The following is a 14323-nucleotide window of genomic DNA, read 5'->3' as shown; positions in this document are numbered from 1 at the left end:
GCCCGCTCCCACATTTACAGCGGTGTACCCACTTTACTTGGGGTAACCGGCCCGTTTCATTTCCCGCTCGGTGGTGGTCTGCGCGGCAGTGAGCGCCGCATCCACCGTCTGCTGACCGGTCAACGCCCCCGAGAAAAACTTGCCCACCTGTGTCCCAATCGCCTGGAACTCAGGAATGGTCACCAACTGGATACCGATATACGGCACCGGCTTGAGCGTCGGCTTGGTCGGGTCCGCGACTTTCAGCGATTCCAGCGTCACCTTGGCAAACGGCGCAGCCTTCATGTACTCATCGCTGTAGGTGGACTTACGGGTACCCGGCGGTACGTTGGCAACGCCGTCGGTCTTGGCTACCAACTCGCCGTATTCCTTGGAGGTTGCCCAACTGGTGAACACTTTGGCGGCGTCCTTGGCCTTGGAACTGGTCGGGATCGCCAGGCTCCAGGAGTACAGCCACGAGGTGCCCTTATCGGTCTTCTCGTGGGGGGCAAAGGTGAAGCCAACGTGGTCAGCCACCTTGCTCTGAGTCTTGTCAGTGACGAACGAGCCGGCCACGCTGGCATCGACCCAGATCGCGCACTTGCCGCTGTTGAAAAGCGCCAGGTTTTCGTTGAAACCGTTGCTGGACGCGCCCGGCGGGCCGGATTTCTTCATGTTGTCGACGTAGAAGTTCAACGCGTCCTTCCATTCCGGACCGTTGAATTCAGGCTGCCACTTCTCATCGAACCAGCGCGCCCCGTAGCCGTTGGCCAAGGTGGTGATCAGCGCCATGTTCTCGCCCCAACCGGCTTTGCCACGCAGGCACAGGCCGTATTGCTCTTTGCTCTTGTCAGTGAGTTTGCTGGCGAATTCGCCGATCTGCGTCCAGGTCGGGTGCTCAGGCATGGTCAGCCCGGCGTCCTTGAACAGGTCGGTGCGGTAATAGGTGATCGAGCTTTCGGCGTAGAACGGCAGGGCGTACAACGAGCCCTTGACGGACAAACCGTCACGCACCGAAGGGAATACATCGTCGAGGTCGTAGGACGCCGGCAGGTCCTTCATCGGCTCCAGCCAACCCTTGGCGCCCCACAGTGCAGCTTCGTACATGCCGATGGTCAACACGTCGAACTGTCCGCCTTGGGTGGCGATGTCGGTGGTCAGGCGTTGGCGTAGCACGTTTTCTTCGAGCACCACCCAGTTCAGCTTGATCTCCGGATGCTCGGTCTCGAAGGTTTTCGAGAGCTTTTGCATGCGGATCATGTCGCTGTTGTTCACGGTGGCAATGGTCAGGGTTTGCGCGCCAAGGCTTACGGCGCTGAGGGTCATACAGGTACAGGCAAGCAGTGCTTTTGCTGTGAACTTCATCGCGCACTCCATTTCCGCGCCCAGGGGGCTACAGAAGGACAGTTATTGTTGTTGTGTCTTCCTACAACGAGTCAGGAAGAGTGTGCGGTTGATTACAGCCTTGAAATGGGGTTGTGACAAATCCTTGGGAGCACTGGGACTGATACTTTTTTGCACTCGTGGCAGCAATGCTTAAACGATTTATGTGGGGAGGGTTACACAGGGCCGTTTACCTGGATCGTTTGGATAACCATTTTCTGGCGGGTCGCAAAGTTGAACTGCACGGAGAATTCGCCTGCCGGTGTAGATCTCAGGAAAAACTCATAGAGTGCCGTTTTTACAGGTTCTATATTGTGTATTTCCTGAATGATCCCGTCAGGCCCGCTGCCTTGTAGGGTTTCGCGGGGCAATTGGCCGCGCAGGCGAATGACCACCCTGACAGTGGTCTGCCGTGAAAAGGGGTTGCCATAGTCCCTTTTGAGACCTGTCGAAAACCAGCGATTTACCGGGCCATTACCGTCAGGGTCGTCTGGCAGTATTTCCCCTTCACCGGTCCAACCGCGAGTATCGCCAGGGGTATCGAAGTAGGCGATTTCGTTAATGGCATGGGTGCCTGGATCGGGCTCGTTGTTCATGGCGAAACACTCCATCACGTAGAAGGTTTCAGCATGCTCGCTGCCGATCGGTTAGGGCACTGTAGGAAATGACAGTTTGGATGAGCGGTAACGTGGTGGCTCAAGCCAGGTTCTGCTCCGTCAAGCGTTGCACCACCAGACGCCGATAGTGGGAAGGGGTCATACCCTTGAGCTGCTGAAAGCGCCGGTTGAAGTTAGAGATATTGTTGAACCCCGACTCAAAGCACACATCCGTCACCGCTTTATCACCGTCCGCCAGCAATTCGCACGACTTGCTGATACGCAGCCGATTGACGAACTCGATAAACGTGCGCCCGGTGGCCTGTTTGAAGACGCGCGAAAAATACGTCGGCTTCATGCCCAGGTGTTCCGCCACCTCTTCCAGCGGCAATTCCCGCGCGTAGTGGGCAAAGATGTAGTCCACTGCGCGGTTGGTGCGGTCAATGCTGTGCTCGTCGGCCAACTGCGGCGTAGTCACGCCCGAGAGCAGTTGGTAGTCCTCACAGGCACTCAACACTTCCAGCAGGATAAAAAAGTGCCCCAGGCGCGCCATGCCCTGGGCGTCCTCGATGCGTTGCATCAGCGTCATGGCCTGAGCGATGGTTTTTTTGCAGCGAAACTCGATGCCGTATTGCGCGCGTTCCAGTAACGGTGACAGGGTCTTGAGTTCGGTGAAGATCTGGCTGCCGCTGTCGAACAGCTCATCAGTGAAGTTCACCAGCATGTCGCGCTTGGGTACCACCTCGTCTTCATCAACCTGGCTGATCCAGTTGTGGGGCAGGTTGGGGCCGGTGAGGAACAGGCTTTCGGGGTAGAAGTTGCCGATGTAGTCGCCGATAAACACCTTGCCGGAGCTGGCGACGATCAAGTGCAGTTCGTATTCCTTGTGGAAATGCCAGCGCACCAGCGGGCAGGGGAAGCCATGCTGGCGATAGATGATGGACAGACCGTTGTGATCATCCATCAGCTCGTAGGAAGGATCTGTGATTCGCGCTGCTCGGGTCATGCTGGCGTCGCTTTATTGTTGGTTGCAAACCGAATAATGCCCCCTTGTGCGTGACCCTGCCAGCGCCGGAGTCTAGAGGCTGCGGTTTTTCGCCTCGATCCATTGGGACATGTACTGCGTACTTTTATGCGCGTGGTGGCGCAGCATACTGCCAGTGAAGTTGTCGCGGCGGTGGTTGGTCAGGTTGCGGCGGCATTGTTCCAGGCACTCAATAAGCGCTGGACCGTGGATCGTCTGGTCATAACGATGGGCCAGCAGTTGGCGGCCATCTTCCTGAGCCTGGACCCAGCGGTTGCGATCCTGATACAGCGCTACGGCGGCAGCGGCAAGCGCGGGGGCGCTCTGTTCGATCAGGCCGGGCCATGGCTGATCATCACCCATGGCTTCGGCGCCGATAGGGGTGGTGATATTCGGCGTGCCACACAGCATCGCGTCCGCCAGCTTGCCCTTGATACCGGCGCCGAAGCGCAGCGGGGCCAGGCAGATGCGTGCGGCGCTCATCACCTGCAACGCATCCTCGGCCCAGTTCATCACATGAAAACCCTGTGCAGGGTTGTGCAAGGCGGTGGCCTTGGGCGGGGTGTAGGCGCCATAGATATGCAGTTGCGCGCCCGGCAGTTGCTGGCGGATCAGCGGCCACAGGCTGTTCTTCATCCACAGCACGGTATCCCAGTTGGGCGCGTGGCGGAAATTGCCGATGCTGAGGAAGTGCGCACGGTCTTCAAACGGCGCGAACGCTTCGGTCGGCGGTGCAAGCATCAGCGGGCACCAATGCAGCAGGGCGGCCGGTACCTTGAATTGCTCGGTGAGCAGGTGGATTTCCACGTCGGAGATCATCAGGCTGATGTCACAGCGGTAAATGGCGGCGATCTCGCGCTTGGCCAGGTCGGTGTCGGCCATCAGCTGGAATTCTTGCTTGAGTGCCGGGGCAAAGAGCGGGCTGAAGTCGTCACTGTCCGGGTGAGCCTTGAGGTGGTCCTTGAGGCGCTGGTGACGGGCGTCACGGAGGCTTTGCAGGTCGGAGGTTTCCAGTACGCGCAGGGCGTCGGGGCAGCATTTCTCGACACGCCAGCCAAATTGCTCTTCCATCATGAAACGGTCGAACAGCACGATGTCCGGGGCCAGTTCGCGCACAAAATCATCGAAACTGCTGTTATTGAGCTCGATGGCGCACTCTTTGATGCCCAGCACCTGCAAGTCCGCCTTGTGCTCTCCAAGTGCGGCCGGGCTGCTGAAGGTAATGTCCCAACCTTGCGTAAGAAAAGTTTCGAGTATTTGCATCATATGCCCGCCTGCAGCCGAGGAGCGGGGCTCCGGCCAGACATAACCAATGACCAGGACTTTGGTGGCAGGCAGATTCATCAACAACAGGTTCCTTGAAGGGCAGGGCGGAAGGCGCGCAATTAAACCATAACCGGTGACATGACAATTTATGTCTGGCGGTAGGTAGCCACCGTACTTTGTGGTTAACTTCCGCCTCTCGAATTCGTTTAACCCAATACAGCAGAAGGATTCCGTTCATGGCTCAAGTCACCCTCCGTGGTAACCCTGTCCAGGTTGAAGGCGAATTGCCGCAAGTCGGCAGCCAGGCACCTGAGTTCACCCTGACCGCCGGCGACCTGTCGGACGCAACCCTGGCCACTTTCGCCGGCAAGCGCAAAGTGCTGAACATCTTCCCAAGCGTCGACACCCCGACCTGCGCCACTTCGGTACGCAAGTTCAACGCCCAGGCCAACGAACTGAACAACGCCGTTGTGTTGTGCATCTCCACCGACCTGCCATTCGCCCAAGCCCGTTTCTGCGGCGCCGAAGGCCTGGAAAACGTGAAGAACCTGTCGGACTTCCGCAGCGCAGCTTTCGCCGTCGACTACGGCGTGGCAATCGCTGAAGGCCCGCTGAAAGGCCTGACCGCCCGTGCTGTGGTGGTGCTGGACGAAAACGACAACGTGCTGCACAGCGAACTGGTCAGCGAAATCGGCCAAGAGCCGAACTACGAAGCAGCCCTGGCTGTTTTGAAGTAACTGTTTCTGCGCATTACTGTCGTTTTGCAGTAACACGCTTGATGCATGATTGCGGCCTGGCCTAGTCCAGGCCGTTTTTATTTGTCGCTCAGAGGGTTAGCCCAATAGCGAATGGACTAAGGTCAGAAGTTAAAAGTTGTAAGTCCAAGGTAAATAGCCGGTAAAGGCGCTTTTCTTAATGCGCCCCAGTGCTTATCTTTCAGCCTCCCAAAGTAGAAGCTCTCGCGCCCAATGGTTGATCAATCCATGCAATCGTCCCCTCGTAAATCCCGCCGCTGGCTGTTCGGCCTGCTTGTGCTGCTGATTATTGCCGGCCTGTGCTGGAAATTCTGGCCTGGCAGCCATAAGGAGGCTACCGCGCAAAAGCCCGCGGGGCGTGCCGGCAAGTCGGGGATGATGCGCCCGGGTTTCGGCGGTTCCACCGGCCCGATTCCCGTGCGCGTGGCACCGGCGGTGCTGGGGGAGTTCCCGGTGTACTACAAGGCCTTGGGCACGGTGACCGCGCTCAACACCATCAATGTGCGCAGCCGGGTTGGCGGGGAGTTGGTGAGGATCGCCTTTGAAGAAGGGCAGATGGTCAAGGCCGGTGACCTGTTGGCCGAGATCGATCCGCGCAGCTACCAGAACGCGTTGCTCCAGGCCCAGGGCACCTTGTTGCAGAACCAGGCCCAATTGAAAAACGCCCAGGTCGATGTGCAGCGTTATCGCGACCTGTATGCCCAGGACAGTATCGCCAAGCAAACCCTGGACACCGCCGAAGCGCTGGTCCTGCAATACCAGGGCACGGTCAAGACCAACCAGGGCGCGGTGGATGACGCCAAGCTCAACCTCGAATTCACCAAGATCCGCGCACCCATCAGCGGCCGCGTGGGCTTGCGTCAGGTCGACGTGGGCAACCTTGTGGCCGCCAACGACACCACCTTCCTCGCCGTGATCACCCAGACCCAGCCGATCAGCGTGGTCTTCACCCTGCCGGAAAACACCCTGGACACCGTCCTCACTCGCTACCACGCCGGCAACAAGCTGCCCGTGGAAGCCTGGGACCGTGGCGACGTGAAAAAACAGGCGGTCGGCGTGCTGCAAAGCCTCGATAACCAGATCGACGTCACCACCGGCACCCTGAAATTCAAGGGCCGCTTCGATAACAAGGACCAGGCGCTGTTCCCCAACCAGTTCGTCAACGTGCACCTGCTTGCCGACACCCTGCACAACGTGGTGCTGGCTCCGTCCGCCGCGATCCAGTTCGGCAATAACGGCACCTTTGTCTACAAGCTAGATGGCGACAAGAAGGTCAAGGTCCAGCCCCTGGTGATCGGCGACACCGATGGCGACAACACCGTGATCAAGCAAGGCCTGGTCGCCGGTGACCGCGTGGTACTGGAAGGCACCGACCGCCTGAAGGACGACAGCGAGATCGAAGTGGTCAATGACAGCAGCGAAGTACCGACCACCCCGACCGAACACCTGCAAGGCAAGCCCGCCGCGAAAGGGGAGACCGGCGCCAACGCCGGCAAGGCGCAAAAGGTCGGTTCATGAACCTGTCGCGGCTGTTCATCCTTCGCCCGGTTGCTACCACGCTGAGCATGCTGGCCATTGTTTTGGCCGGCATCATCTCCTACCGCTTACTGCCGGTGTCGGCCTTGCCGCAGGTGGACTACCCGACCATCCGCGTGATGACCCTGTACCCAGGCGCCAGCCCGGATGTGATGACCAGTGCGGTCACCGCGCCGCTGGAGCGCCAGTTCGGGCAAATGCCCGGCCTTACCCAGATGGCGTCCACCAGCTCCGGCGGCGCCTCGGTGTTGACCCTGCGTTTTAACCTCGACATCAATATGGATGTCGCCGAGCAACAGGTGCAAGCCGCGATCAACGCCGCCACCAACCTGTTGCCCAAGGATTTGCCGGCACCGCCGGTGTACAACAAGGTCAACCCGGCGGATACCCCGGTGCTGACCTTGGCCATCACCTCCAAGACCATGTTGCTGCCCAAGCTCAATGACCTGGTCGACACGCGCATGGCGCAAAAAATTGCGCAAATCAGCGGCGTCGGCATGGTCAGCATCGCCGGTGGCCAGCGTCAGGCCGTGCGTATCAAGGTCAACCCCGAAGCCTTGGCGGCCAACGGCTTGAACCTGTCGGACGTGCGCACCCTGATCGCAGCTTCCAACGTCAACCAGCCCAAGGGCAACTTCGACGGCCCCACGCGTGTATCGATGCTCGACGCCAACGACCAGTTGGTCTCGCCCCAGCAATACGCCGAGCTGATCCTGGCGTACAACAACGGCGCACCGCTGCGCCTGAAAGACGTGGCGCAGATCGTCGATGGCGCTGAAAACGAACGCCTCGCCGCCTGGGCCAACGAAAACCAGGCTGTCCTGCTGAATATCCAGCGCCAGCCAGGCGCCAACGTGATCGAGGTGGTGGACCGTATCAAGGCGCTGCTGCCGAGCATCACCGACAACCTGCCGGCAGGCCTCGACGTGACGGTACTCACCGACCGGACCCAGACCATCCGCGCGTCGGTCACCGACGTACAACATGAATTGCTGATCGCCATTGCCCTGGTGGTCATGGTGACGTTCCTGTTCCTGCGCCGTTTCAGCGCGACCATCATCCCGTCCATCGCCGTACCGCTGTCGCTGGTGGGCACCTTTGGCGTGATGTACCTGGCCGGTTTTTCCATCAACAACCTGACGCTGATGGCGTTGACCATCGCCACCGGCTTTGTGGTGGACGATGCCATCGTCATGCTGGAGAACATTTCCCGTTATATCGAGGAAGGCGAGACGCCGATGGCGGCAGCGCTCAAGGGTGCCAAGCAGATCGGGTTTACCCTGGTTTCCCTGACCCTGTCGCTGATTGCGGTACTGATCCCGCTGCTGTTCATGGCCGACGTAGTAGGGCGCCTGTTCCGCGAGTTTGCCATCACCCTGGCCGTGGCGATCCTGATTTCCCTGGTGGTATCCCTGACGCTCACGCCGATGATGTGTGCGCGCTTGCTCAAGCGCGAGCCCAAAGAGGAAGAGCAGGGCCGTTTTTACAAGGCCAGCGGTGCCTGGATCGATTGGTTGATCGAAGCCTACGGGCGCAAATTGCAGTGGGTGCTCAAGCACCAGCCGCTGACGCTGCTGGTGGCTGTCGCGACCCTGGGTTTGACCGTGTTCCTGTACCTGGTGGTGCCCAAGGGCTTTTTCCCGGTGCAGGACACTGGTGTGATCCAGGGCATTTCCGAGGCGCCGCAGTCGATCTCCTTCGCTGCGATGAGCCAGCGTCAGCAGGAGTTGGCCAAGATCATCCTGGCCGACCCGGCCGTGCAAAGCCTGTCTTCCTATATCGGTGTGGATGGCGATAACGCCACGCTCAACAGCGGGCGCTTGCTGATCAACCTCAAGCCCCACGGTCAGCGCGACTTGAGCGCGGCCCAGGTGATCACGCGGCTGCAACCGGAAATCGACAAACTGGTAGGCATTCGCCTGTTCATGCAGCCGGTGCAGGACCTGACCATCGAGGATCGCGTCAGCCGTACCCAGTACCAATTCAGCATGTCCTCGCCGGACGCCGATCTGTTGGCGCTGTGGAGCGACAAGCTGGTACACGCCTTGAGCCAATTGCCGGAACTTACCGACGTCGCCAGCGACCTGCAGGACAAAGGCCTGCAAGTGTTCCTGGTGATCGACCGTGACGCTGCTTCGCGCCTGGGAGTCAGTGTCTCGACCATCACCGACGCGCTGTACGACGCGTTCGGCCAACGGCAGATTTCCACGATCTACACCCAGGCCAGCCAGTACCGTGTGGTCTTGCAGGCCCAATCGGGCGAAACCCTTGGCCCGGCGGCGCTGAATCAGATCCACGTGAAAACCACCGACGGCGGCCAGGTGCGCTTGTCGAGCCTGGCCCGTGTGGAACAGCGCCAGGCGCAGCTGGCGATTGCGCATATCGGCCAGTTCCCGGCAGTGATGATGTCGTTCAACCTGGCTCCCGGCGTTGCGCTGGGCAAAGGTGTGGAGCTGATCAACCAGACCCAGAAAGACATCGGTATGCCGGTAGGTGTGCAGACCCAGTTCCAGGGCGCAGCACAGGCATTCGAGGCGTCGCTGTCGAGCACCTTGCTGCTGATCCTGGCGGCGGTGGTCACCATGTACATCGTGCTGGGCGTGCTCTACGAGAGCTATATACACCCGATCACCATCCTGTCCACCTTGCCATCCGCTGCCGTGGGGGCCTTGCTGGCCTTGCTGCTCAGTGGCAATGACCTGGGCATGATCGCGATCATCGGCATCATCTTGCTGATCGGTATCGTGAAAAAGAACGCGATCATGATGATCGACTTCGCCCTCGACGCCGAACGCAACCAGGGCCTTGACCCGCAGACCGCGATCTACCAGGCGGCACTGTTGCGCTTCCGGCCGATCCTGATGACCACCTTGGCTGCACTGTTCGGCGCGGTGCCGTTGATGCTGGCTACCGGCTCTGGCGCCGAGTTGCGTCAACCCCTGGGCCTGGTGATGGTCGGCGGCTTGTTGGTAAGCCAGGTGTTGACCCTGTTCACTACGCCGGTGATCTACCTGTACTTCGACCGTCTTGGCCGTCGCTGGCGCAAAGAGCCGCAAAGCCTGGAGCCGGTTGAGTCATGAACCTGTCCGGACCTTTCATTCGCCGGCCGGTAGCCACCATGCTGCTGAGCCTGGCGATCATGTTGCTGGGCGGCGTGAGCTTCAACCTGCTGCCGGTATCGCCGCTGCCACAGATTGACTTTCCGGTGATCGTGGTATCGGCCAGCCTACCCGGTGCCAGTCCCGAGGTGATGGCGTCTACAGTGGCCACGCCGCTGGAGCGCTCGTTCGGCGCGATTGCCGGCATCACGACCATGAGCAGCTCGTCGAGCCAGGGCTCTACCCGGGTGATCCTGGCGTTCGACTCTGGCCGTGATATCAACGGCGCCGCGCGAGAAGTGCAGGCGGCAATCAACGCGTCGCGCAACTTGTTGCCCAGCGGTATGCGCAGCATGCCGACCTACAAGAAGATCAACCCGTCCCAGGCACCGATCATGGTGCTGTCGCTGACGTCGGATGTGCTTCAGAAAGGCGAGTTGTACGACCTGGCGTCCACCATCCTGTCCCAAAGCCTGTCGCAAGTACCGGGTGTAGGCGAAGTGCAGATCGGCGGCAGCTCCCTGCCGGCGGTGCGCATCGAGCTGGAGCCCAAGGCTCTCGACCAGTACGGCGTGGCCCTGGACGATGTGCGTAACACCATCGCCAACGCCAACCAGCGTCGCCCCAAGGGGTCGCTGGAAGACAGCGAGCGCAATTGGCAGATCCAGGCCAACGACCAGTTGGAAAAGGCCAAGGACTACGAGCCGCTGCTGATTCGCTACCAGAACGGCGCGGCGCTGCGCCTGGGCGATGTGGCGAAGATCAGCGACGGCGTGGAAGACCGCTACAACAGCGGCTTTTTCAACAATGACTCGGCGGTGCTGCTGGTGATCAACCGCCAGTCCGGCGCCAACATCATCGAGACCGTCAAGCAGATCAAGGCGCAGTTGCCGGCGTTGCAGGCGGTGTTGCCGTCCAGCGTCAAGCTCAACCTGGCCATGGACCGCTCGCCGGTGATTACCGCTACGCTGCATGAAGCCGAGATGACCTTGCTGATTGCCGTGGCCCTGGTGATCCTGGTGGTGTACCTGTTCCTCGGTAACTTCCGTGCGTCGTTGATTCCAACGCTGGCAGTGCCGGTGTCGCTGGTGGGTACCTTTGCGGTGATGTACCTGTTTGGCTTCTCGCTGAACAACTTCTCGCTGATGGCGCTGATCCTGGCCACCGGCCTGGTAGTCGATGACGCCATCGTGGTGCTGGAGAACATTTCCCGGCACATCGACGAGGGCGTGCCGCCGATGAAGGCGGCGTACCTGGGGGCCAAGGAAGTCGGCTTTACCTTGCTGTCGATGAACGTGTCGTTGGTGGCGGTGTTCCTGTCCATTCTGTTTATGGGCGGGATCGTCACCAACCTGTTCCGCGAGTTTTCCATCACCTTGTCGGCCGCGATCATCGTCTCGCTGGTCGTGTCGCTGACCTTGACCCCAATGCTCTGCGCGCGTTGGCTCAAGCCCCATGTCAAAGGGCAGATGACCGGTTTGCAGCGCTGGAGCCAGAAGGTCAACGACCGCATGGTTGCCGGCTACGCCACCAGCCTCGACTGGGTGCTGCGTCACCGCCGACTGACCTTGCTCAGCCTGTTGATCACCGTGGGCGTGAATATTGCGCTGTACGTGGTAGTGCCGAAAACCTTCATGCCGCAACAGGACACCGGGCAATTGATCGGCTTTGTGCGGGGCGATGACGGGCTGTCGTTCAATGTGATGCAGCCGAAGATGGAAACCTTCCGCAAAGCCGTGCTCAAGGACCCGGCGGTGCTTAGCGTGGCCGGCTTTATTGGCGGCAACAACGGTACCAACAACGCGGTGATGCTGGTGCGCCTCAAGCCGATCAGCGAGCGCAAGATTTCCGCCCAGGCGGTGATCGAGCGCTTGCGTAAAGAGGTGCCGCTGGTGCCGGGCGGGCGCCTGTTCCTGATGGCTGACCAGGACCTGCAATTTGGCGGCAGCCGCGACCAGACCAGCGCGCAGTACTCCTACATCCTGCAAAGTGGCGACTTGGCCGCATTGCGCCTGTGGTACCCGAAAGTGGTCGCTGCCTTGCGCGAACTGCCGGAACTCACCGCCATCGACGCCCGCGAAGGTCGCGGTGCGGCGCAGGTCACGCTGGTGGTCGACCGCGATCAGGCCAAACGCCTGGGCATCGACATGAACATGGTCACGGCGGTGCTGAACAACGCCTACAGCCAACGGCAGATTTCCACCATCTACGACAGCCTCAACCAGTACCAGGTGGTGATGGAGGTCAACCCCAAATACGCCCAGGACCCGATCACCCTCAACCAGATGCAGGTGATCACGTCGACCGGTGCGCGGGTGCCCTTGTCGACCATCGCCCATTACGAGAACAGCCTGGCGGATGACCGTGTCAGCCATGAAGGCCAGTTCGCCTCGGAAAACATTGCCTTCGACATGTCACCCGGCGTGACGGTGGAGCAGGGCACAGCGGCTATCGAACGGGCGATTGCCAAGGTGGGTTTGCCGGAAGACGTGATCGCCAAGATGGCCGGTACGGCGGATGCATTTGCGGCGACTCAAAAGGGCCAGCCGTTCATGATCCTTGGCGCGTTGGTGGCGGTGTACCTGGTGTTGGGCATTCTGTATGAAAGCTATATCCACCCGCTGACCATCCTGTCTACCTTGCCATCGGCGGGTGTGGGCGCGTTGCTGTCGATCTATCTGCTGGGCGGTGAGTTCAGCCTGATCTCGTTGCTGGGCCTGTTCTTGCTGATCGGGGTGGTGAAGAAAAACGCGATCCTGATGATCGACCTGGCGCTGCAGTTGGAGCGCCACGACGGCATGAGCCCGTTGGAATCGATCCGTAGCGCCTGCCTGCTGCGCTTGCGCCCGATCCTGATGACCACGCTGGCCGCGATCCTCGGCGCCTTGCCCCTATTGCTCGGCACCGCGGAAGGCGCAGAAATGCGTCAGCCGCTGGGCCTTACCATCATTGGCGGCCTGGTGTTCAGCCAGATCCTGACCCTTTACACCACCCCGGTGGTTTACCTCTATCTCGACCGCGCGCGCCATCGCTTCAATGCCTGGCGCGGCGTGCGGACCGATGCTGCCTTGGACACTGCGCTATGACCGATTCAACCAACACGGGTGTGAAGCTGCTGGTGCTGATGATGTGTGGTGCGCTACTCAGCGCCTGCGCTATCGGCCCCGACTACAAGCGCCCCGAAGTCACCGAGCCGGTGCAATTCAAGGAAGCCCAGGGCTGGCGCCAAGCCACTCCAAGCGACTCCTTGGCCCGTGGCGCCTGGTGGGAGCTGTACGGAGACCGCCAGCTCAATGACCTGGTGGTGCGCCTGAACAACGCCAACCAGACCGTGGCCCAGGCTGAAGCGCGCTTTCGCCAGGCCCAGGCCCAGGTACGCAGCGCACGGGGTGCGTTCTTCCCCACCGTTGACCTGAGCGCCGGCAAGACCCGCGCCAGCCAGGGCACCGGCAGCAGCAACGCCAGCCTCAGCAGCTCCAGCAGCGGCATACGCGACACCCTCAACGCGCAACTGGGCGTGAGCTGGGAGGCGGATGTCTGGGGCAAGTTGCGCCGTGGCCTGGAAGCCAACGAAGCCACGGCTGAGGCCAGTTCAGCGGACTTGGCGGCAATGCGCCTGAGCCAGCAATCGGAACTGGTGCAAGACTACCTGCAACTGCGGGTCATGGACGAGCAGACGCGTCTGCTGCAAGCCACCCTCGACGCCTACCAGCGCTCGTTGAAAATGACCGAAAACCAATACCGCGCCGGTGTCTCCGGCAAGGACGCCATCGCCCAGGCGCAAACCCAGTTCAAGACCACCCAGGCCAGCTTGATCGACCTGATCTGGCAGCGTGCGCAGCTGGAAAACGCCATTGCCGTGCTTATCGGTGAGGCGCCTGCCAACTTCAACCTGGCCGTGAGCAAGAGCATTCCGGCGCTGCCACAGATTCCTGTGAGTGTGCCGTCGCAATTGCTGGAACGCCGCCCCGACATCGCCTCGGCTGAGCGCTCGGTGATCGCCGCCAACGCCAACATCGGCGTGGCCAAGGCGGCGTATTACCCAGACTTGAGCCTGAGCCTGGCCGGTGGTTATTCCAGTAGCACCTACGCCGATTGGATCAGCCTGCCAAACCGCTTCTGGTCGGTGGGACCGAAAGTCGCCATGACCCTGTTCGACGGCGGCCAACGTTCGGCAGAAGTCGACCGTAGCATTGCCAGTTATGACGAGACCGTGGCCAAGTACCGCCAGACCGTACTGGATGGCTTCCGTGAAGTAGAAAACTACATGGTGCAGTTGAAGGTGCTGGAAGATGAAGCCGTGGTCAGCAACGAAGCGCTGGACGCTGCACGTGAATCCCTGCGCCTGACAGAGAACCAGTACAAGGCCGGCTTGATTGCCTATCTGGATGTGGTGACGGTGCAAGCCACTGCGTTGAGCAATGAACGCACGGTGTTGACGTTGTTGCAGACGCGGTTGGTGGCGAGTGTGCAACTGATCGCAGCGTTGGGTGGCGGGTGGGATGGCCAAACAAAGGTGAGCGCGGACTAAATGTGGGAGCGGGCTTGCTCGCGAATGCGGAGTGTCAGTCACTGAATTTGTAATGGATACACCACATTCGCGAGCAAGCCCGCTCCCACATTTTGAACTGCGCCCGACGGCGGGTCAGCGTGTTTTCAAGCCATTACGTTGACGTCAAAAAGCCA

At 60.4% G+C, this 14323-nt stretch carries 9 protein-coding genes; 5 read left to right on the top strand and 4 right to left on the bottom strand.

The window, feature by feature from the left end; genetic code table 11:
* Positions 1-33: 33 nt before the first annotated feature.
* The 4 genes from HF257_RS26385 to HF257_RS26370 form a co-directional block, all read right to left on the bottom strand.
* Positions 34-1344 carry an ABC transporter substrate-binding protein gene (locus HF257_RS26385; protein WP_185709076.1) on the bottom strand — a complete coding sequence of 437 codons (1311 nt, stop codon included), beginning with the start codon at positions 1342-1344 and terminating at the stop codon, positions 34-36.
* A gap of 194 nt (positions 1345-1538) precedes the next feature.
* Positions 1539-1958 (bottom strand): hypothetical protein, encoded by a 420-nt coding sequence (locus HF257_RS26380; RefSeq protein ID WP_185709077.1) that lies wholly within the window; start codon positions 1956-1958, stop codon positions 1539-1541.
* Positions 1959-2058: 100 nt separating this feature from the next.
* The gene (locus tag HF257_RS26375) at positions 2059-2964 is read right to left on the bottom strand and encodes a helix-turn-helix domain-containing protein (RefSeq protein WP_185709078.1); all 906 of its coding nucleotides are present in this window, start codon (positions 2962-2964) and stop codon (positions 2059-2061) included.
* A 72-nt stretch (positions 2965-3036) separates the two neighbouring features.
* Positions 3037-4326: a glycosyltransferase gene (locus HF257_RS26370; protein WP_185709079.1), complete on the bottom strand. Its 1290-nt coding sequence runs from the start codon at positions 4324-4326 to the stop codon at positions 3037-3039.
* 158 nt (positions 4327-4484) lie between these two features.
* Here HF257_RS26370 and tpx point away from each other — a divergent pair, with 158 nt between their 5' ends.
* The 5 genes from tpx (at position 4485) to HF257_RS26345 (ending at position 14168) form a co-directional block, all read left to right on the top strand.
* Entirely contained in the window at positions 4485-4985 is a 501-nt protein-coding gene (gene tpx / locus HF257_RS26365) for a thiol peroxidase (protein ID WP_185709080.1), read from the top strand.
* A 231-nt stretch (positions 4986-5216) separates the two neighbouring features.
* Positions 5217-6521: an MdtA/MuxA family multidrug efflux RND transporter periplasmic adaptor subunit gene (locus HF257_RS26360; protein ID WP_185709081.1), complete on the top strand. Its 1305-nt coding sequence runs from the start codon at positions 5217-5219 to the stop codon at positions 6519-6521.
* On the top strand, positions 6518-9619 hold the full coding sequence (locus HF257_RS26355; RefSeq protein ID WP_185709082.1) for an MdtB/MuxB family multidrug efflux RND transporter permease subunit: 3102 nt from the start codon (positions 6518-6520) through the stop codon (positions 9617-9619). Before HF257_RS26360 ends, HF257_RS26355 begins: the two co-directional genes overlap by 4 nt.
* The gene (locus HF257_RS26350) at positions 9616-12723 is read left to right on the top strand and encodes an efflux RND transporter permease subunit (RefSeq protein WP_185709083.1); all 3108 of its coding nucleotides are present in this window, start codon (positions 9616-9618) and stop codon (positions 12721-12723) included. The genes HF257_RS26355 and HF257_RS26350 overlap by 4 nt, the downstream gene beginning before the upstream one ends.
* A complete protein-coding gene (locus HF257_RS26345; protein WP_185709084.1) occupies positions 12720-14168 on the top strand; it encodes an efflux transporter outer membrane subunit in 1449 nt (482 codons plus the stop codon). Before HF257_RS26350 ends, HF257_RS26345 begins: the two co-directional genes overlap by 4 nt.
* The last annotated feature ends 155 nt before the right edge of the window (positions 14169-14323 follow it).

Source organism: Pseudomonas cremoris (assembly GCF_014230465.1).
This window is presented reverse-complemented; position numbering and strand designations above follow the sequence as displayed.

Excerpts from the sequence above, each read along its gene's own strand:
- HF257_RS26385 (WP_185709076.1), bottom strand. The coding sequence starts at position 1,344 with ATGAAGTTCACAGCAAAAGCACTGCTTGCCTGTACCTGTATGACCCTC.
- HF257_RS26380 (WP_185709077.1), bottom strand. The coding sequence starts at position 1,958 with ATGAACAACGAGCCCGATCCAGGCACCCATGCCATTAACGAAATCGCC.
- HF257_RS26375 (WP_185709078.1), bottom strand. The coding sequence starts at position 2,964 with ATGACCCGAGCAGCGCGAATCACAGATCCTTCCTACGAGCTGATGGAT.
- HF257_RS26370 (WP_185709079.1), bottom strand. The coding sequence starts at position 4,326 with ATGAATCTGCCTGCCACCAAAGTCCTGGTCATTGGTTATGTCTGGCCG.
- tpx (WP_185709080.1), top strand. The coding sequence starts at position 4,485 with ATGGCTCAAGTCACCCTCCGTGGTAACCCTGTCCAGGTTGAAGGCGAA.
- HF257_RS26360 (WP_185709081.1), top strand. The coding sequence starts at position 5,217 with ATGGTTGATCAATCCATGCAATCGTCCCCTCGTAAATCCCGCCGCTGG.
- HF257_RS26355 (WP_185709082.1), top strand. The coding sequence starts at position 6,518 with ATGAACCTGTCGCGGCTGTTCATCCTTCGCCCGGTTGCTACCACGCTG.
- HF257_RS26350 (WP_185709083.1), top strand. The coding sequence starts at position 9,616 with ATGAACCTGTCCGGACCTTTCATTCGCCGGCCGGTAGCCACCATGCTG.
- HF257_RS26345 (WP_185709084.1), top strand. The coding sequence starts at position 12,720 with ATGACCGATTCAACCAACACGGGTGTGAAGCTGCTGGTGCTGATGATG.